The sequence below is a fragment of the Streptomyces sp. NPDC101234 genome, from assembly GCF_044767525.1.
Classification (GTDB): domain Bacteria; phylum Actinomycetota; class Actinomycetes; order Streptomycetales; family Streptomycetaceae; genus Streptomyces; species Streptomyces sasae.
On the sequence record NZ_JBIWOA010000047.1, the window covers coordinates 1 to 18,069 of the forward strand.

An 18,069-nucleotide genomic window follows, 5' to 3' on the forward strand; every position below is an offset into this window, starting at 1 on the left:
TGCTTTGTGCCGTTTTTATATTTGTGGGGCGTGGGTTGGTTCCCGCGCCAGAATTCCGTGGGGGGGGGGTTCGGGACCGAGACCCCCTCGGGGTTGGCCGCCGCCGGCGGCAACCCCTGTGGCGTTCGCGGACCGTCAGCGGGCGGCGTCGGCGGGGACCAGGTGGGTCTCGGCCGCGTGCCGGAACGCCGGGAGCAGGGCATGGCGGTCGCCTGCCCGGCCGGCCAGGACGACCTGGACGGGCTCGGCGTCCTCGACCGGGATCACGGCGATGTCCGGCCGCAGGCTGCCGCGGAACCCGGCCGGCGCCAGAGACACCACCTCACCGCTGGCGACCAGCTCCAGCTTGTCCTCCAGCGTCTCCACCAGGGCGCCCAGATTGGTGTGGCCGGCGGGATTCGCCCCGATCCGGTCGGCTCCCGCGAAGCGGGGGAGGGGTTGGTCGGCGAAGTCCGCGAGCGTGACCGACTCCTTGCCGGCCAGCGGGTGGCCGACCGGGACCAGGAGGACGCGCGGCTCGTCGTAGAGGACCCGGACGTCCAGGTCGTCGGCGGAGAACAGGAACCGGGACACCACGACATCGACGCGGTGGTCGAGCAGCGCGTCGCGCGGCTCGTTCCAGTCCACGTGCAGGGTGCGGATGTCGGCCCGCGGGTGGCGCCGGCGCAGCTCGCGTACGGCCGGGGTGACGATCTGGTGGGTGGTGTAACCGACGGTGAACGGGCCGTGTGCGGCGGCGGAGCGGGCGCTCGCGGTGGCCCGGGCGGCGGTCCGCAGCAACTCCCTGGCCTGCGGCAGAAAGGTCTCCCCGGCCTCGGTGAGCCGGGTGCCGCGCGAGGTGCGGTCAAGGAGCCGGACGTCCAACTCCCGCTCCAGACGCCGGATCTGACGGCTCAGCGAGGGCTGGGCGAGATGCAGCGCCTCGGCGGCGCGGCCGAAGTGCAGTTCCTCGGCGACCACGGTGAAGTAGCGCACCAGGCGCAGCTCCAGGTCCACCGGCGGTACAGGGGAATCGGGCACCCCTCGACTGTAGCTCCCGCCCGACTCCGGCCGCTGTGAACGCTGTGAACTGCGGTCATGACCGAAGGAGCATCACCCGGTACGGAACAGGTCTTGGACCCGGGCACCGGGCCGGACGCACGCTGGAGCCGTTCCAGATCTTTCACTCTCCGTGAGGTGATTCGTCATGCGTGTGTTCGTCACCGGTGCCACCGGGTTCATCGGCAGCGCGGTGGTCCGCGAACTGCTCGGCGCCGGGCACCAGGTGCTCGGCCTCGCCCGTTCGGACGCGGCCGAGGCGGCCCTGAAGGAGGTGGGGGCACAGGCGCACCGGGGCGACCTGGACGACGTCGACGGACTGCGGGTCGCGGCGGACGCCACGGACGGCGTGGTCCACACGGGCTTCAACCACGACTTCTCCGACCCGCACGGCGCCCTGCGCACCGAACTGGCGGCCCTGGCCGCCTTCGGCGACGCGCTCGCCGACTCCGGCCGCCCGCTCGTCATCAGCTCCGTGACCGGTCTGCTCACCCCGGGCCGGCTCGGCACCGAGGCGGACGGGCCCGACCCCGCGGCGCCCGGCGCGCACCGGGGCGAGTCGGAGCGGGCGGCCCTGGCCCTGGCCGACCGCGGGGTGCGGGTCTCCGCGATCCGGCTCCCGGGCGTGCACGGCGTCGGCGACCACGCCTTCGTCCCGCACCTGATCGCCATCGCCCGGGACAAGGGCGTCTCCGCGTACCTGGGCGAGGGCGTCAACCGCTGGTCGGCCGTGCACCGCCTGGACGCCGCCCGTCTCTACCGCAAGGCCCTGGAGACGGCCCCGGCCGGTGCGGTGCTGCACGCGGCCGCCGAGGACGGCGTACGGGTGCGCGACATCGCCGAGGTCATCGGCCGCCGTCTCGACGTACCGGCCGTCTCCCTCGCGCCTGAGGAGGCGGCCACCCACTTCGGCTGGATCGGCCGCTTCGTCGGCAACGACAACCCCACGTCGAGCGCCGCGACCCGGGAGCGGTACGACTGGCGGCCCGAGCAGCCAGGACTGCTGGCCGACCTGGATCAGGACCACTACTTCGACTGAGCCTCCCGGGGCCTGAGGTCAGCCCACCTTCGTGTCGGATTTCCGCCAGCATCGGCCCCCTCCGGTGGCCGATGCTGGTCTCATGCAGACAGGGATGCACCTCGACCGAGAGCACTGCGTACGGGCCGTGCAGTCGAAGGACGCGCGGTTCGACGGCTGGTTCTTCACGGCCGTCCTGACGACCCGTATCTACTGCCGGCCCAGTTGCCCGGTGGTTCCGCCCAAGCCCCAGAACATGACGTTCTACCCGAGTGCGGCCGCCTGCCAGCAGGCCGGGTTCCGGGCCTGCAAGCGCTGCCGCCCCGACACCAGCCCCGGCTCCCCGGAGTGGAACCAGCGCGCCGACCTGGTCGCCCGCGCCATGCGGCTGATCGCCGACGGGGTCGTGGACCGCGAGGGCGTGCCGGGCCTCGCCACCCGCCTCGGCTACAGCCCCCGGCAGGTCGAACGCCAGCTCCTCGCCGAACTCGGCGCCGGACCGCTGGCCCTGGCCCGCGCCCAACGGGCCCAGACCGCCCGCCTGTTGATCGAGACGACCGCCCTGCCGATGGCGGAGATCGCCTTCGCGGCCGGCTTCTCCTCGATCCGTACCTTCAACGACACCGTCCGCGAGGTCTTCGCGCTCTCGCCGACGGAGCTGCGCGACCGCCGCCCGAAGTCGGCACAGCTCGCCCCCGGCACGCTCACCCTCCGCCTCCCGTTCCGCGCCCCCCTCAACCCCGACAATCTCTTCGGGCACCTCGCCGCCACCGCCGTACCCGGCGTCGAGGAGTGGCGGGACGGCGCCTACCGGCGGACCCTGCGGCTGCCGTACGGCCATGGCATCGCCGCCCTCACCCCGAGGCCCGACCACATCGCCTGCCGGCTCACCCTCAGCGACCTGCGGGACCTGCCCGTCGCCATCAGCCGCTGCCGCCGCATGCTCGACCTGGACGCCGACCCGGTCGCCATCGACGACCAGCTGCGCACCGACCCCTTCCTGGCCCCGCTGGTGGACAAGGCACCGGGACGGCGGGTGCCGCGCACGGTCGACGAGGCGGAGTTCGCCGTCCGGGCCGTGCTGGGCCAGCAGGTCTCCACGGCCGCCGCCCGCACCCACGCGGCGCGCCTGGTGACCGCCCACGGCACACCGGTGGACGACCCGGAGGGCGGCCTCACCCATCTCTTCCCGTCCCCCGAGGCGCTGGCGGAGGTGCCCCCCGACTCCCTGGCGATGCCTCGCACCCGCCGCACCACCTTCACCACGCTGGTCGGCCAACTCGCCGACGGCACCCTCCACCTGGGCGTGGAGAGCGACTGGGCGGAAGCCCGCGCGAAGCTTTTGGCGCTCCCCGGCTTCGGCCCCTGGACCGTCGACGTCATCGCCATGCGCGCCCTCGGCGACCCCGACGCCTTCCTCCCCACCGACCTCGGAATCCGCCGCGCCGCCCAGGAACTGGGCCTGCCCGGCACCCCGGCCGCCCTCACCGCACGCGCGGCGGCCTGGCGCCCCTGGCGGGCCTACGCCGTCCAGTACCTGTGGGCGACCGACAGTCACCCGATCAACTTCCTTCCCGTGTGAGGACCTTGCCATGAAGAACCACACAGTCACCGGCAGCCCCTACGGCCCCCTCACCCTCGTCGCCGAGGACGGCACCCTCTGCGGCCTCTACATGGAGGACCAACGCCACCGCCCGCCCGAGGAGACCTTCGGTACCCGCGACGACGACCTCTTCGCCGAAACCGAGGAACAGCTCTCCGCCTACTTCGCCGGCGAGTTGAAGGAGTTCACCGTCGAACTGCGCCTGAACGGCACCCCGTTCCAGCGCAGCGTCTGGGAGCAACTGCGCCTGATCCCCTACGGCGAGACCCGCTCGTACGGCGAACTTGCCGAAGGCCTGGGCAATCCCCAGGCCTCCCGCGCGGTCGGCCTCGCCAACGGCAAGAACCCGGTCGGCATCATCGTGCCCTGCCACCGAGTGATCGGCGCCAACGGCAGCCTCACCGGCTACGGCGGCGGCCTCCCCCGCAAACGACGCCTACTGGACTTCGAACGGGGAGCGGGGCTCTTCTGACCGGGCTCTTCCTTCTCACCCTGGGGAAGGACGGCGCGGAACTCCCGGTCAGCCGAGGTTGTTCGCGGCGGGCCTGCGCGTCGGCCGGGCTGTCGAACGCCTCGATGGCGTCGCCGCGTTCGACGTCCCCCTTGGCGGTGACGGTCCCGGACAGCTTCGCCGTGCTCACGTCGGCGGAGACCTTGGTGAAGTGTGTAAGGGATGTGGCTGAGTTGTGATGCCGTGTTCGGGTGCTGCGGGTCCTATCCCAGGTCGAAGGTGTTGGGTAGGCCCAGGCGGTAGCGCAGCTCGTCGACGCGTTTCAGGGGTTCCATCTCCGGTGGCCGGAACAACTCCCAGATGTGACACCGTTCGGCGTCGGAGGCGTCCGCGTCCAGGAGTGCGTTGACGGCGCGGCGTGCGGACTCGTTGGCGCCCTCCATGGTCGCCAGGTCCACATCCGTACGGACGTAGTCGCCCGCGAGGAAGAAGTTCCGGACCGCCGTCCTCGCCGACGGGCGGTGGTAGAGCGTGCCGGTGGGGTGGATGAGGAGCTGCTCGCGGTTCTGCGGGTCGGGGCCGCCGAGGCCGGTCACCGCCGGGTCCATGAACCAGCCGAGCCGGTCCTCGTCCCTGAGCGTCGTCTTGCCCGAGTCGTTCAGCCCGTCCTTCAGCTGGGCCCACAGCTCGGCGACGATCTCGTCCTTGGTGCACTCGCGGGCCGTCTTGCCGTACAGGATGCCGGGCTTGTCCCACTCGGAGATGATCGTGGACAGGCACTCATGGGCCTGCCCGTCCCCGTAGTCGCGCGCGAAGTCCCGTACGTCCCAGAACTGGGACTGACCGATTCCGGTGACCGCCCAGGGCGAGTCGAGGCAGTTGATGTGGCCGTGCACGACGGGGGTGGGCGTGCGCAGGTAGAACATCACGCCGGTCATCCAGTCCGTCTTCAGCGCGTCGCACCGCCCGAGTTGGGGGTCGGCGGCGCGCAGGGCCGGGCCCCAGGTCACGCGGGCGTGCTCGACCGGGAGGGCGGAGACGTAGTGGTCGGCGGTGACGGTGCGCTGCCGGCTGCCGTCGCGCGCCGCGACCCGTACGCCGGTGACCCGGCCGCCGTCGTACACCACCTCCCGGACCTCGGTGCCGAGCACGAACTCGACGCCGAGGGAGCGCAGATGCGTCTCCCAGGGGTCGATCCAGGCCTCGCTGGTCGGGGCGTTCAGCACCCGGTCGACGTCCGCGTCGCCGTCCAGGCCGCGGCCGAGCAGGCCCCACAGGATGAGGGCCTCGATGATGACGCGGCCGACGGTGCGGGTGGAGGCGATCTCGGCGCGGGTGGCGACGAGGTTGCGGGTCTGGCCGATGCCGAGGAGCACCTGGTACTCGCGGCTCATCTCGCCGGCGCGGATGAAGTCCCACCAGGCGACCTTCTCCCACTGGTTCTCGCGGCGGGCGTCGCAACTGGTGAGGTGGACCAGGAGGCGGTCGGCGAAGTAGGCGGCCTCGTGGGCCGGGAGGTGGGTGGCGAGGTCCAGTACGGACAGGATCTGGTCGCGGATCCAGGACGGGGTGAGGTCGCCGGGGGCGGGCGGGGTGGTGGCGCGGCGGAGCGGGAAGTGCAGGTCCGGGCGGCCGGAACCGCGGGCGAACAACTCCTCCGTACCGTTGCGGAGGTTGCCGTGGACGCCGTTCGTGTTGCCGGGGAAGGGGATGCGGCGCATGGTGTCCGGCAGGTTCCGGTAGAAGCCGGGGAAGAAGCGGAAGCCGTGCTCGCCGGGAAGCGGCTTGCGGCCGCCCGTTCCGGTCCCGGGGACGTCCATCGAGCGGGCCTTGCCGCCGAGGACGTCGTAGAACTCGTAGACCGTGACCTCGTAGCCGCGTTCGGCGAGTTCGTGGGCGGCGCTGAGGCCGGAGACTCCGCCGCCGAGAACGGCGACACGCCTTCCGGACGAAGCCGCGGCCGCACTGCCGGCGGCGCACAGGGCGCCGGCCGTTCCCCCGCCGACGACTCCGGCGACCGCCCCTCCGGTCGCCGTCAGAAAACGTCTGCGGCTGTGCCGGTTGTGCCCCTGAGACTGCTGCGCGTGTTCTGCTGCCATGAGAACTGGAGGGTAGGGAGGGGCTCCGGAAGCCGGAACCACTTTTCCCTGTCACCCACAGCATCCTCACACACACGAAGAGACAGCGATGCCGGGTGTTCCGGCCTCAGCCCTGCAACCGCCGGAGCAGTTCGGGCAGTGCGGCGCCGATCGGTTCCCGGACGACTTCGTCGGCCCGTTCGTCGTACGGTGTCGGCTCCGCGTTGACGATGATCAGCCGGGCGCCGTGGTCGGCGGCGACACCCACGAGGCCGGCGGCGGGCTGTACCTGCAGACTGCTGCCCACGGCGATGAACACCTGGCACGCCTTGCTGATGGCGAGCGCCTCGCCGAGTACCACCGGGTCCAGGCGCTCGCCGAACATCACGGTCGCCGACTTGAGGATCCCGCCGCATTCCAGACAGGGCGGATCGTCCTCGCCGGCCTCGACACGGGCGAGCGCGTCCGCCATCGGCCCGCGCGCATGACACTGCGTGCACACCACCTGCCGTGCGGTGCCGTGCAGTTCGAGCACCTTGCGCGCGGTCACACCACCGAGCTGGTGGAGCCCGTCGACGTTCTGCGTGATGACCCTGACCGGCACCCCGGACCGCTCCAGATCGGCCACGGCCCGGTGCGCGGCGTTCGGCTCGGCGAGGAGCGCGCGGTTCTTGAGGCGCATCTGCCACGACCGCCGCCGGATCTCGGGATCGCCCATGTAGTACTCGTAGGTGACGAGCTTCTCGGCTTCGGGATCCTTGCGCCACAGGCCGTTGGGACCGCGATAGTCAGGAATCCCGGAATCGGTGGAGATGCCCGCGCCACTCAGGATGGCGACGAGAGGCTTGTTCATGCGCCGAGCCTAGGACGCCCGCACGGTCGGCGGCGAACGGATAATCGGGGACTACGTGACCGGGGACCACATGCCGAGCCACTGCTCGGCGCTCCAGGCCTCGAACCGCTCCACCTCGGTGAACCCCAGTTTTGCCGCGAGACGCATCGAGCGGGCGTTGGCGGTCTGGGTGGTGAGCACCACCGGCTCGCCGGGAAGCGCGCCGGCGAGCCAGCCGAGTGCCGCCGCGCACGCCTCGGCGGCGTACCCGGATCCCCATGCCCGCGGCAGGAACAGGTAACCGAGATCGGCCTTCCCCGCGGCGGTCGGGCGATGGTGCTCCGGTGCTCTCCTGAGCAGGAGCTGGCCGATCATCGATCCGTCGAGATCAACGACGAAACTCCCCGGCCACCGCTCCGGCACCGCGGGCAGCTCGCGCTCGAGCTCGGCACGCGGCCGGGGGCCCCCGAGGTAGGTGTGCACCTCCGGCGACGCCAGCAGCTCGACGAACGCCGCACGGTCCCGGGCCTCGGGCGCACGGAGTACCAGCCTCCCGGTCCTGATCGGCTCGGGCGGCCAGGCCACTGATCCCAGATCTTCCATCCGCGCACGCTAACAGGTGGCCGGGTCGCCCCGAACGGCCGTGCGGAGAACGGACGTTGCTCCCGGCGCACGATGGTCCGGCGCCGGGAGCGAGGAGCGGTCAGGCCAGTTGGTGGGCGCGGATCACCGTCCGGCTGAAGGTGTCGCCCGCCTGGTCCGTTCCGCTCGCCCGGAGGGAGACCCAGCCGGTGCCGTTAGTGGCCGCCGGGTGGGTCAGGACGGCCCGGCCGTGGGTGCCGCGGACCGTGGCCGGGACGGGCGTCCAGGTCGCGCCGTCGTCGTACGACGCCTCGACGGTGACCTTGCCCCGCAGGCCCCGGCAGGTCGCCGGACCCTGCTGCTGCACGACGAACGGCACCGTGAACCGGGTGTCGGCCCAACTGGGCTGCTCCGCCGCCCGGGTGGCCCGCTCGCTGGACCGATTACGTGAACTCGGCCTGATCGCACGGCGCAGCGGGCGGCAGCGCCGGTACGCCGCGATCGACCCGCAGGCCGCCGTGGAGGCACTGGTCCGGACCCGCTGGCGGCAGGCCGTGCCGCTGCACGGGGAGGTCGGCGACGAACTCGGCGACGAGGACCGGTCGTTGCTCGCGCTGATGGCCGCCGGGCTCAAGGACGAGGCCATCGCCCGGCGGCTCGGCTGGTCACCGCGCGCCATGCGACGCCGGGTGAGCGCCCTGCTCACCCGGCTCGGCGCGACGAACCGGTTCCAGGCGGGCGCGATCGCCGCCCGCCGGGGCTGGCCGTGACCGGCTCGTCCCATCCGGGCTCACCTGCCCGGGTTCACCCCACCCGGTGGCCGTTCTCCAGCTCGGCGGGGCCCGAGCCCTCGGCCAGCACGTCCAGCGCGATCAGCACGCGCTGCCCCAGCGACCCCGGCAGATGGTCGGAGACCTCCGCGCGGGGCACCAGCCGCCAGCTCAGCAGCTCCTCCTCCTGGAGCCTGATCGCCCCGAGGTCCGCGTCGGTGAGGACACCGCCGTCGTACACATACGCCACCAGGGGCGGCCGCGCCGTCCCGTGCACCCAGTCCACCGTGAGCAGCCGGCCCATCTCCCGGTCCAGGCCGATCTCCTCCAGGGTCTCCCGGCGGGCACCCTGACGCGGGGTCTCCCCGTCGTCGGACTCGATGGTCCCGCCCGGCAGCGCCCAGCCCTCCCGGTAGTTGGGCTCGACGAGCAGCACCCGCCCCTCGGCGTCCCGGAAGAGCGCGGCGGCCCCGGCGAGGATCCGGGGAAGGCTCGCGATGTATGCGGCATACGTGTCGGTGGTGGTCACCCGGGCAGGGTATCCAGCCCGGACCCGCTACCCGTCCGGGCAAGCCGTACCGTCCGTGCCGCCAGATCGCTGATCCGGGCCCCGTCGAAGCCGAAGACCGCACTGCGGACCGTGTCCTCCAGCGGGTCCTTCCACCGGTCCGGAACGGCCGCCGCACCGGTCAGCACCCCGGCCACCGAGCCCGCGGTCGCGCCGTTGGAGTCGGTGTCCAGGCCGCCGCGCACGGTGAGCGCGAGGGTCCGGGTGAAGTCGCCGCCGCCGTAGAGCAGCCCGGCGGTGAGGACGGCCACGTTGGGGACGACGTGGATCCAGCCGAGGCCCGCGGTCTCGACGGAGACGGTGGTGAGGGTGTCCTCCCAGCTCAGCCGGGTCTCGTGCAGGGAGACGACCCGGCGTACGGTCCGGGCCAGGCGGCAGCTCGCCGGTACGACGGCGAGCGCGGCCTCGACCGCCTGCCGCACCGTGGGGGCGGTGAACGCCGCCGAGATCAGGGCGGCGGCCCACATCGCGCCGTACACCCCGTTGCCGGCGTGGGAGAGGACGGCGTCCCGGCGGGCCAGGCCGGCGGCCCGGTGCGGGTCGCCGGGGCAGGTCCAGCCGAAGATGTCGGCGCGGATCAGGGCGCCGATCCACTCCTGGTAGGGGTTGTCGTAGGTGGCGGTGAGGGGCGGCTTCAGGCCGTTCGCGAGGTTGCGGTAGGCGGCCCGCTCCGCCGTGAACGTCTGCAGATACGGCAGCCGCAGCAGCCACAGCTCGCCGACCTCCTCGGTGCTGAAGCCGAAGCCGTGGGTCTCCAGGAGGTCCAGGCCGAGGATCGCGTAGTCCACGTCGTCGTCACGGCAGCTGCCGTGGATCCGGCCGCGCACGCACTGCCGCCACTCGGGGCGCAGCGCGAGGGCGTCGGTCTCGTCGACGGGTTCGGGTAGGTAGTCGGTGAGCGGCAGGGCACCGGACCGCCGCAGATAGCCGTCGATGCGCTCCCGCGTCCACAGGTCGCCCCGCTCGACCGGTTTGCCGAGCATGTTGCCCGCGATCCGGCCGAGCCAGCCGCCGAGGACGCGGTCGGCAAGGATACGGTCGGCGAGGACGTCCTCGCCGAGTGCGCGGTCGGTGAACTCGGACTGCAGCTTGCCCATGTCTGCGGTCTACCCGTTTTCCCAGGTGGTTCCCAGCCCTTTCCCAGGCTTCGGTCGGGGAATGACGGGGAGGGCGTCCTCCGGTTAAGGTCACAGCGGCGCGACTGGCCTTGACGTGCGCGAGGCCCGGAGAGCAAGGGGATACAGGTGACACAGCGCGTGCTCATCGCCGCGGACAAGTTCAAGGGCTCGCTGACGGCCGTGCAGGTCGCCGAGCGGGTCACGGCGGGGCTCCGGCGGGTGGTGCCCGGCGTCGAAGTGGAGGCGCTGCCCGTCGCCGACGGCGGGGACGGCACGGTGGCCGCGGCGGTCGCGGCCGGATTCGAACGCCACGAGAGGCAGGTCGCCGGGCCGCTGGGCCAGGAGGTCACCGCCGCGTTCGCGCTGCGCGGCGACACCGCCGTCGTGGAGATGGCCGAGGCGAGCGGACTGCAGCGGCTGCCGCGCGGGGTCTTCGCACCGCTCACGGCCTCCACGTACGGCTCCGGGGAACTGCTGCGGGCCGCGCTGGACGCGGGTGCGCGCACGATCGTCTTCGGCGTCGGCGGCAGCGCCACGACGGACGGCGGCGCCGGCATGCTGTCGGCGCTCGGGGCGCGGTTCCTGGACGAGGACGGAGAGCCGGTGCCGCCGGGTGGCGGCGGCCTCGCCGACCTCGCCCGCGCGGACCTCTCCGGGCTGGACCCGCGGCTGTCCTCCGTCGACCTCATCCTCGCCAGCGACGTCGACAACCCGCTGACCGGTCCGAAGGGCGCGCCGGCGGTCTACGGCCCGCAGAAGGGCGCCTCACCGGACGACGTTGACCTGCTGGACGCGGCGCTGACCCACTACGCGAAGGTCCTGGAGGCCGAGGCCGGCCCGCGCGCCGCCGGGTACGCGGCCTCCCCGGGTGCCGGTGCGGCCGGCGGCATCGGATACGGCGCGCTGCTGCTCGGCGCGCGCTTCCGGGCCGGTATCGAGGTCATGCTCGACGTCCTCGGCTTCGCGCCCGCGCTGGAGCGGGCGACGCTCGTCATCACCGGCGAGGGCTCGCTGGACGAGCAGACGCTGCACGGGAAGGCGCCGGCCGGGGTGGCCGCGGCCGCGCGTGCCGCGGGCAAGGAGGTGGTGGCGGTGTGCGGCCGCCTCGCGCTGCCGCCGGAGGCGATCGGCCGGGCGGGGATCCGGCGGGCGTATCCGCTGACGTCGGAGGAGCCGGACGTGGTGAAGTGCATCGCGGATGCGGGGCCGATCCTGGAGCGCGTCGCGGAACAGGTCGCGCGGGACTTCCTGACCTGAGGCGGCACCCGGGGGTTCCGCCCCCGGACCCCCGGGCCCTCCGCCCCCGGACCCCCGGGCCCTCCGCCCACCCACCACCCGACCCGGTGGGACAAGAAGTGAACCAAGAGGCCGAGGCGGGCCGGGAGCGGAGAGGGCGGAGAGGTCCATGAGGCGGGTCGCGGCCGGGACGCTATGAGGCGGGTCGGGGGCTGGGAGGGCTGGGTGGCTGGGACGGTCGACGGCTCGCCCGGACGGTGCCTGTTCAGTTGGCCGAGTCGGGTGGGTGGGTGGGAAAACTGGGAGAACGGCGAAGGGCCCCGGACCAAGTTACGGTCCGGGGCCCTCGGCGTTGTCGCTACGGCAGCTGTGCCGTCCTCGCCTCGCGTCGGTTGTCGCGGAAGTTGTTCACCCGGCGGGCCGTGGCGAACAGCGGGATCACCGCGCCGGTCACCAGCTGCAGCGCGCAGCCGGTCTGGAGGAGGAGCTGACCGCCGGGCGCGTCGAACGCCCAGGCCGCCAGGAGGCCCACGCCGAGCACGATCCAGGACAGCATCGCGACCGCGAGGCGGCCGCGCGGCTTCGGGTACTCGACCCGGCTCACCATCAGCCACGCCGTACCGAGGATCGCGAGCAGCGTCGCGAAGAACGGCAGTTCCAGGAGCACGATCGAGACCACGGTGAGCGCGCCGAACGGCGAGGGCATGCCCTGGAACATGCCGTTCGGCGGTGTCACGCACGAGAAGCGCGCGAGTCTCAGCACCACGGCCAGCAGCACCACGACCGCTCCGACCGCGGCCACCTTCTGGTACGCGTCGTCCGCCACCATGCCGTAGACGAGGACGAAGTACGCCGGGGCCAGACCGAAGCTGATCAGGTCGGAGAGGTTGTCCAGCTCCGCACCCATGGGGGAGGAGCGCAGCTTGCGCGCCACCAGGCCGTCGAACAGGTCGAAGATGGCCGCGCAGAGCATCAGGATGACGGCGGTGGCGGCGCTGTGCCGTGCCATGCCCGCCGACTGGTCGTCGCCGGTGAGGTGCGGGATCAGGATGCCGGTGGTGGTGAAGTACACCGCCATGAAGCCGCACGTGGCGTTGCCGAGGGTGAGGGTGTCCGCTATCGAGAGGCGGAGAGAGAGCGGCATCTCCTCCTCGTCGTCGCCGATCTCGTCGGCCTCGGGCACCCAGCCCGCCTGGGTCTCAGGATCAATCACGGTCAATGCGAGTCACCCCAGCCACGGTCTTCTGCCCGACCTCGACCGCGACCTCCACGCCCTCGGGCAGGTAGATGTCGACGCGCGAGCCGAAGCGGATCAGACCGATGCGGTCGCCCTGCTCGACCTTCGTGCCCTGCGGGATGTAGGGCACGATACGGCGGGCCACCGCGCCGGCGATCTGGATCATCTCGATGTCGCCGAGTTCGGTGTCGAAATGCCAGACTACGCGCTCGTTGTTCTCGCTCTCCTTGTTGAAGGCGGGAACGAAGCCACCGGGGATGTGCTCCACCGACGTCACCGTGCCCGACAGGGGCGCGCGGTTGACGTGGACGTTGAGCGGGCTCATGAAGATGGCGACGCGGGTGCGTCCGTCCTTCCACGGCATGATGCTCTGCACCACACCGTCGGCGGGCGAGATGACACGGCCCTGGGCGATCTCACGCTCGGGGTCGCGGAAGAACCACAGCATGCCCGCCGCGAGCGCGGTGGCGGGCACGGCGACGGCCTTCGCGGCGCCGGAGCGACGGGCGCGGAGAAGGCTGACGGCTGCGGTGGCGACGGTCGGGAGAAGCCACGGCGATGCTCCGCGCGCGAGGCGTACGCCGGCCAGGCTGTCTCGATGTGCAGAGGTTTGGCTGTGGGGCATGGATGACCTTCGTAGCGGATGATGCCGCGCTATGACAGGGGACGGCGGCTTTCCGGGGATCGTACCGGTCGGGGGCCGCAACTGGGCAAGCCAGGAAGCCGAGTCGGCGGCCGAAGACCGTTGACGGGGTGTGATCTTCTTCTCGAAGAAAACACCCCGTACCGGGACAATCAGCCCTGGAATCGATACTCTTCGAGCAATCTACGCCCGATGATCATTTTCTGGATCTCGGCGGTGCCTTCGCCGATCAGCAACATCGGCGCCTCGCGGTAGAGACGTTCGATCTCGTACTCCTTCGAGAACCCGTAGCCGCCGTGGATCCGGAAGGCATCTTCCACGACCTCTTTGCAGTACTCGGAGGCGAGGTACTTCGCCATCCCGGCCTCAAGGTCGTTTCGTTCGCCGGAGTCCTTTTTGCGTGCAGCGTTGACCATCATGGCATGGGCGGCCTCCACCTTGGTGGCCATCTCCGCCAGCTTGAACTGGATGGCCTGGTGCTGGGCGATCGCCTTGCCGAAAGTGTGACGCTGCTGGGCGTACCGGACACCGAGTTCGAACGCGCGCTGGGCGACACCGCAGCCGCGTGCCGCCACGTTGACGCGGCCGACCTCGACTCCGTCCATCATTTGGTAAAAACCTCGGCCCGTGACGCCGCCGAGCACCCGATCGGCCGGGACCCGCAGCCCGTCCATGATCAGCTCGGTGGTGTCGACGCCCTTGTAGCCCATCTTGTCGATCTTGCCCGGGATGGTGAGGCCGGGGCGGACCTCGCCGAAGCCGGGCTCCTTCTCGACGAGGAAGGTCGTCATCGACTTGTGGGGCGCCGTACCCTCGGGGTGTCCTTCGTCACTCCGGACGAGGACGGCCACGAGCGACGAGGTACCGCCGTTCGTCAGCCACATCTTCTGGCCGTTCAGGACGTACTCGTCGCCGTCCTTCACCGCCTTCGAGGTGATCGCCGACACGTCCGAGCCCAGGCCCGGCTCCGACATCGAGAACGCGCCCCGGATGTCGCCGGCCGCCATGCGCGGCAGGAAGTGGTCCTTCTGCTCCTGCGTGCCGTGCTGCTTGAGCATGTACGCCACGATGAAGTGCGTGTTGATGATGCCGGAGACGGACATCCAGCCGCGGGCGATCTCCTCGACGCACAGCGCGTACGTCAGGAGGGACTCGCCCAGGCCGCCGTACTCCTCGGGGATCATCAGGCCGAACAGGCCGAGCTCCTTGAGGCCGTCGACGATCTGCTGCGGATACTCGTCGCGGTGCTCCAGCTCGGTGGCGACCGGGATGATCTCCTTGTCCACGAAGTCGCGGACGGTGGAGAGGATCTCCTGCTGGACATCGGTCAGACCGGCGGTCTGGGCGAGACGGGCCATCGCTTACTTCCCCTGTTCCTTGAGCTCGGGGCGGCCCGGCTGCTCGCCGCCGCGCTCCTTGATGTACGTCTCGGTCGGCACCATCACCTTGCGGCGGAAGATGCACACGAGCGTGCCGTCCTGCTTGTAGCCCTTGGTCTCGACGTAGACGATCCCGCGGTCGTTCTTCGACTTGGAGGGCCACTTGTCGAGCACGGTCGTCTGGCCGTAGATCGTGTCGCCGTGGAAGGTCGGCGCCACGTGCTTCAGCGACTCGATCTCCAGGTTGGCGATCGCCTTGCCCGAGATGTCCGGCACGGACATGCCCAGCAGCAGCGAGTAGATGTAGTTCCCGACCACCACGTTCTTGCCGAAGTCCGTCGTCTTCTCGGCGTAGTTCGTGTCCATGTGGAGCGGGTGGTGGTTCATGGTGAGGAGACAGAACAGGTGGTCGTCGTACTCCGTGACCGTCTTCCCGGGCCAGTGCTTGTACGTCGCGCCGACCTCGAACTCCTCATACGTGCGTCCGAACTGCATCGCGCTCAGGCCTCCGGGATCTCGAACTTCGACGTGCGCTGCATACCGGCGGCCCGGCCCTTGCCGGAGATGACCAGGGCCATCTTGCGGCTGGCCTCGTCGATCATCTCGTCGCCGAGCATCGCGGAGCCCTTCTTGCCGCCCGCCTCGGACGTGTAGTAGTCGTACGCGTCCAGGATCAGCTCGGCGTGGTCGTAGTCCTCCTGGGACGGCGAGAAGATCTCGTTGGACGCCTCGACCTGGCCGGGGTGCAGCACCCACTTGCCGTCGAAGCCGAGCGCGGCGGCGCGCTGGGCGACCTCGCGGTAGCCGTCGATGTTGCGGATCTGGAGGTAGGGGCCGTCGATCGCCTGGAGGTTGTTGGCGCGGGCGGCCATCAGGATCTTCATCAGGATGTAGTGGTAGGCGTCCGCCGGGTAGCCGGGCGGCTGCTCGCCCACGACCAGCGACTTCATGTTGATGGACGCCATGAAGTCGGCCGGGCCGAAGATGATCGTCTCGACGCGCGGGGAGGCCGTCGCGATCTCGTTGACGTTGTTCAGGCCCTGCGCGTTCTCGATCTGCGCCTCGATGCCGATCTTGCCGACCTCGAAGCCCATGGTCTTCTCGATCTGGGTCAGCAGGAGGTCCAGGGCGACCACCTGCTGGGCCGTCTGCACCTTCGGCAGCATGATGCAGTCGAGGTTCTGGCCGGCGCCCTCGACGACCGTGACGACGTCACGGTACGTCCACTCGGTCGTCCAGTCGTTCACGCGCACCACGCGCGTCTTGCCGGTCCAGTCGCCCTCGTTGAGGAACTTGACGATGGTGTGCCGCGCCCCGGGCTTGGCGAGCGGCGCGCACGCGTCCTCCAGGTCGAGGAAGACCTGGTCCGCCGGGAGCCCCTGCGCCTTCTCCAGGAAGCGGGGGTTCGAACCGGGTACTGCCAGGCACGAGCGCCGCGGGCGGAGCCGGTTGACGGGCGTGGTCATGCGGGGACCTCCAGAGGGTCGAGCTTGTTCGCTTTCCGGATCTCGTCGACGATGCGGCCGATGATTCCGGTGATGTCGAAGTCCTTCGGGGTGAACACCGCGGCCACTCCGGCTTCCCGCAGCTGCTCGGCATCCCCGTTCGGGATGATGCCACCGGCGATCACGGGTATATCTGTGGCACCGGCCACACGGAGTCGTTCCAGGACGTCCGGGACCAGCTGCGCGTGCGACCCGGAGAGGATCGACAGGCCGACCGCGTGCACGTCCTCGGCCAGCGCCGCGTCCACGATCTGCTCGGGCGTCAGCCGGATGCCCTGGTAGACCACCTCGAAGCCGGCGTCACGGGCGCGCACGGCGATCTGCTCGGCGCCGTTGGAGTGACCGTCCAGGCCCGGCTTGCCCACCAGGAAGCGGAGCTTGCCGCTGCCCAGGTCACGAGCCGTGGCATCCACCCTGGCCCGCACCTCGGCCAGCGCCGAGCCCGGCTCGACGGGGACGGCTATGGGAGCCGAGGAGACCCCGGTGGGCGCCCGGAACTCGCCGAACACCTCCCGCAGGGCCCCCGCCCACTCACCGGTCGTCACGCCCGCACGGGCGCACTCCAGGGTGGCCTCCATGAGGTTGCCGGTGCCCTTGGCGGCCTCCTTCAGCCGCTCCAGGGCCTTGCAGGGCCGCGGGTGGTTGAACGGCGGCTGGTAGCGCGTGTCGCGCCAGTGGCCGATCGCCGCCACGACCCTCGCCTCGACCGCCGGGTCGACCGTCTGGATCGCGGTGTCCAGGTCGGCGGTCAGCGGGTTGGGCTCGGTCGTCTCGAAGATGTTGACGCCGACGATCTTCTCCTGGCCGGACTCGATCCGGGCCCGCCGCTCGGCGTGCGAGGAGACCAGCTGCGACTTCAGGTAGCCGGACTCGACGGCGGCCATCGCGCCGCCCATCTCCTGGATCCGGTCGATCTCCGCGAGGGAGTCCTCGACCAGCTGGGCGACCTTCTTCTCGACGACGTGCGAGCCCTCGAAGATGTCCTCGTACTCCAGCAGGTCGCTCTCGTGGGCGAGGACCTGCTGGATCCGCAGCGACCACTGCTGGTCCCAGGGCGTCGGCAGGCCGAGCGCCTCGTTCCAGGCCGGCAGCTGCACGGCACGCGCACGTGCGTCCTTCGACAGCGTCACGGCGAGCATCTCCAGCACGATCCGCTGGACGTTGTTCTCCGGCTGCGCCTCGGTCAGACCGAGGGAGTTGACCTGGACGCCGTACCGGAAGCGGCGCTGCTTGGCGTCCTCGATGCCGTACCGCTCACGGGTGATCTGGTCCCAGATGCGGCCGAACGCCCGCATCTTGCACATCTCCTCGACGAACCGGACGCCCGCGTTCACGAAGAAGGAGATACGGGCGACGACATCGCCCATCCGCTCCTGCGGCACCTGGCCGCTGTCGCGCACGGCGTCGAGGACCGCGATGGCCGTCGACATGGCGTACGCGATCTCCTGGACCGGCGTGGCGCCCGCCTCCTGCAGGTGGTAGCTGCAGATGTTGATCGGGTTCCACTTCGGCATGTGGGAGACCGTGTACGCGATCATGTCCGTCGTCAGGCGGAGCGACGGCCCCGGCGGGAAGACATGCGTCCCCCGGGACAGGTACTCCTTGACGATGTCGTTCTGGGTCGTGCCCTGGAGCCTGGTGATGTCCGCGCCCTGCTCCTCCGCGACGACCTGGTAGAGCGCCAGCAGCCACATGGCGGTGGCGTTGATCGTCATCGAGGTGTTCATCTGCTCCAGGGGGATGTCCTGGAACAGCCGGCGCATGTCACCGAGGTGCGAGACGGGCACGCCCACCCGGCCGACCTCGCCGCGGGCGAGGATGTGGTCGGGGTCGTAGCCGGTCTGCGTCGGCAGGTCGAACGCCACCGACAGACCTGTCTGGCCCTTGGCGAGGTTGCGCCGGTACAGCTCGTTGGACGCCTCGGCCGTGGAGTGGCCGGCGTACGTGCGCATGAGCCACGGCCGGTCCTTCTCCCGCGTGCCTGCGGCATTCTGACGCTCAGTCATCTATG

General features: G+C 71.0%; 18 protein-coding genes. 5 read left to right on the forward strand and 13 right to left on the reverse strand.

Features of this window, described 5'->3' with window-relative positions; translation table 11 throughout:
• Positions 1-135 precede the first annotated feature (135 nt).
• Positions 136-1,020, reverse strand: coding sequence for a LysR substrate-binding domain-containing protein (locus tag ACIRR9_RS48625; protein WP_403766213.1), 885 nt, complete (start codon positions 1,018-1,020; stop codon positions 136-138).
• Between the two features lie 166 nt (positions 1,021-1,186).
• Here ACIRR9_RS48625 and ACIRR9_RS48630 point away from each other — a divergent pair, with 166 nt between their 5' ends.
• The 3 genes from ACIRR9_RS48630 (at position 1,187) to ACIRR9_RS48640 (ending at position 4,131) form a co-directional block, all read left to right on the forward strand.
• Positions 1,187-2,077: an SDR family oxidoreductase gene (locus ACIRR9_RS48630; protein ID WP_403766216.1), complete on the forward strand. Its 891-nt coding sequence runs from the start codon at positions 1,187-1,189 to the stop codon at positions 2,075-2,077.
• A gap of 94 nt (positions 2,078-2,171) precedes the next feature.
• Positions 2,172-3,638: an AlkA N-terminal domain-containing protein gene (locus tag ACIRR9_RS48635; RefSeq protein ID WP_403766385.1), complete on the forward strand. Its 1,467-nt coding sequence runs from the start codon at positions 2,172-2,174 to the stop codon at positions 3,636-3,638.
• A gap of 10 nt (positions 3,639-3,648) precedes the next feature.
• The gene (locus tag ACIRR9_RS48640; RefSeq protein ID WP_403766218.1) at positions 3,649-4,131 is read left to right on the forward strand and encodes a methylated-DNA--[protein]-cysteine S-methyltransferase; all 483 of its coding nucleotides are present in this window, start codon (positions 3,649-3,651) and stop codon (positions 4,129-4,131) included.
• Between the two features lie 242 nt (positions 4,132-4,373).
• Here the strand turns inward: ACIRR9_RS48640 and ACIRR9_RS48645 are convergent, their stop codons facing one another.
• The 4 genes from ACIRR9_RS48645 to ACIRR9_RS48660 all read right to left on the reverse strand — a co-directional run bounded on the left by ACIRR9_RS48645 (position 4,374) and on the right by ACIRR9_RS48660 (position 7,981).
• Complete coding sequence (locus ACIRR9_RS48645; protein ID WP_403766221.1) at positions 4,374-6,209, reverse strand: FAD-dependent oxidoreductase; 1,836 nt, start codon at positions 6,207-6,209, stop codon at positions 4,374-4,376.
• 106 nt (positions 6,210-6,315) lie between these two features.
• Positions 6,316-7,041: a Sir2 family NAD-dependent protein deacetylase gene (locus ACIRR9_RS48650; protein WP_365346984.1), complete on the reverse strand. Its 726-nt coding sequence runs from the start codon at positions 7,039-7,041 to the stop codon at positions 6,316-6,318.
• Between the two features lie 51 nt (positions 7,042-7,092).
• The gene (locus ACIRR9_RS48655) at positions 7,093-7,623 is read right to left on the reverse strand and encodes a GNAT family N-acetyltransferase (RefSeq protein WP_403766224.1); all 531 of its coding nucleotides are present in this window, start codon (positions 7,621-7,623) and stop codon (positions 7,093-7,095) included.
• A gap of 100 nt (positions 7,624-7,723) precedes the next feature.
• The gene (locus tag ACIRR9_RS48660) at positions 7,724-7,981 is read right to left on the reverse strand and encodes a hypothetical protein (RefSeq protein WP_403766227.1); all 258 of its coding nucleotides are present in this window, start codon (positions 7,979-7,981) and stop codon (positions 7,724-7,726) included.
• A 1-nt stretch (position 7,982) separates the two neighbouring features.
• Here ACIRR9_RS48660 and ACIRR9_RS48665 point away from each other — a divergent pair, with 1 nt between their 5' ends.
• Positions 7,983-8,372, forward strand: a complete 390-nt coding sequence (locus tag ACIRR9_RS48665) for a hypothetical protein (RefSeq protein WP_403766230.1) — start codon at positions 7,983-7,985, stop codon at positions 8,370-8,372.
• Positions 8,373-8,406: 34 nt separating this feature from the next.
• Here ACIRR9_RS48665 and ACIRR9_RS48670 read toward each other — a convergent pair whose 3' ends face one another.
• Both ACIRR9_RS48670 and ACIRR9_RS48675 read right to left on the reverse strand, forming a co-directional pair.
• Complete coding sequence (locus ACIRR9_RS48670; protein WP_403766233.1) at positions 8,407-8,901, reverse strand: NUDIX domain-containing protein; 495 nt, start codon at positions 8,899-8,901, stop codon at positions 8,407-8,409.
• Positions 8,898-10,037 (reverse strand): ADP-ribosylglycohydrolase family protein, encoded by a 1,140-nt coding sequence (locus tag ACIRR9_RS48675; RefSeq protein WP_403766236.1) that lies wholly within the window; start codon positions 10,035-10,037, stop codon positions 8,898-8,900. Before ACIRR9_RS48675 ends, ACIRR9_RS48670 begins: the two co-directional genes overlap by 4 nt.
• A 159-nt stretch (positions 10,038-10,196) precedes the next feature.
• Here ACIRR9_RS48675 and ACIRR9_RS48680 point away from each other — a divergent pair, with 159 nt between their 5' ends.
• Positions 10,197-11,315, forward strand: a complete 1,119-nt coding sequence (locus tag ACIRR9_RS48680; protein WP_403256820.1) for a glycerate kinase — start codon at positions 10,197-10,199, stop codon at positions 11,313-11,315.
• Between the two features lie 337 nt (positions 11,316-11,652).
• Here ACIRR9_RS48680 and pssA read toward each other — a convergent pair whose 3' ends face one another.
• The 6 genes from pssA to ACIRR9_RS48710 form a co-directional block, all read right to left on the reverse strand.
• Positions 11,653-12,477, reverse strand: a complete 825-nt coding sequence (gene pssA, locus ACIRR9_RS48685; protein ID WP_123981024.1) for a CDP-diacylglycerol--serine O-phosphatidyltransferase — start codon at positions 12,475-12,477, stop codon at positions 11,653-11,655.
• Positions 12,478-12,499: 22 nt separating this feature from the next.
• The gene (locus ACIRR9_RS48690; RefSeq protein WP_123972518.1) at positions 12,500-13,156 is read right to left on the reverse strand and encodes a phosphatidylserine decarboxylase; all 657 of its coding nucleotides are present in this window, start codon (positions 13,154-13,156) and stop codon (positions 12,500-12,502) included.
• Positions 13,157-13,326: 170 nt separating this feature from the next.
• On the reverse strand, positions 13,327-14,532 hold the full coding sequence (locus ACIRR9_RS48695; RefSeq protein WP_403766239.1) for an acyl-CoA dehydrogenase family protein: 1,206 nt from the start codon (positions 14,530-14,532) through the stop codon (positions 13,327-13,329).
• A 3-nt stretch (positions 14,533-14,535) separates the two neighbouring features.
• The gene (locus ACIRR9_RS48700) at positions 14,536-15,048 is read right to left on the reverse strand and encodes a MaoC family dehydratase (RefSeq protein ID WP_217547894.1); all 513 of its coding nucleotides are present in this window, start codon (positions 15,046-15,048) and stop codon (positions 14,536-14,538) included.
• A 5-nt stretch (positions 15,049-15,053) separates the two neighbouring features.
• Entirely contained in the window at positions 15,054-16,019 is a 966-nt protein-coding gene (locus ACIRR9_RS48705) for a CoA ester lyase (protein WP_365684806.1), read from the reverse strand.
• Positions 16,016-18,064, reverse strand: coding sequence for a protein meaA (locus ACIRR9_RS48710; RefSeq protein WP_403766243.1), 2,049 nt, complete (start codon positions 18,062-18,064; stop codon positions 16,016-16,018). The genes ACIRR9_RS48705 and ACIRR9_RS48710 overlap by 4 nt, the downstream gene beginning before the upstream one ends.
• Positions 18,065-18,069 lie beyond the last annotated feature (5 nt).

Coding starts and splice junctions, on each gene's coding strand:
- ACIRR9_RS48695 (WP_403766239.1), bottom strand. CDS start 14,532: ATGGCCCGTCTCGCCCAGACCGCCGGTCTGACCGATGTCCAGCAGGAG.
- ACIRR9_RS48650 (WP_365346984.1), bottom strand. CDS start 7,041: ATGAACAAGCCTCTCGTCGCCATCCTGAGTGGCGCGGGCATCTCCACC.
- ACIRR9_RS48700 (WP_217547894.1), bottom strand. CDS start 15,048: ATGCAGTTCGGACGCACGTATGAGGAGTTCGAGGTCGGCGCGACGTAC.
- ACIRR9_RS48710 (WP_403766243.1), bottom strand. CDS start 18,064: ATGACTGAGCGTCAGAATGCCGCAGGCACGCGGGAGAAGGACCGGCCG.
- ACIRR9_RS48630 (WP_403766216.1), top strand. CDS start 1,187: ATGCGTGTGTTCGTCACCGGTGCCACCGGGTTCATCGGCAGCGCGGTG.
- ACIRR9_RS48635 (WP_403766385.1), top strand. CDS start 2,172: ATGCACCTCGACCGAGAGCACTGCGTACGGGCCGTGCAGTCGAAGGAC.
- ACIRR9_RS48640 (WP_403766218.1), top strand. CDS start 3,649: ATGAAGAACCACACAGTCACCGGCAGCCCCTACGGCCCCCTCACCCTC.
- ACIRR9_RS48690 (WP_123972518.1), bottom strand. CDS start 13,156: ATGCCCCACAGCCAAACCTCTGCACATCGAGACAGCCTGGCCGGCGTA.
- ACIRR9_RS48655 (WP_403766224.1), bottom strand. CDS start 7,623: ATGGAAGATCTGGGATCAGTGGCCTGGCCGCCCGAGCCGATCAGGACC.
- ACIRR9_RS48645 (WP_403766221.1), bottom strand. CDS start 6,209: ATGGCAGCAGAACACGCGCAGCAGTCTCAGGGGCACAACCGGCACAGC.
- ACIRR9_RS48675 (WP_403766236.1), bottom strand. CDS start 10,037: ATGGGCAAGCTGCAGTCCGAGTTCACCGACCGCGCACTCGGCGAGGAC.
- ACIRR9_RS48705 (WP_365684806.1), bottom strand. CDS start 16,019: ATGACCACGCCCGTCAACCGGCTCCGCCCGCGGCGCTCGTGCCTGGCA.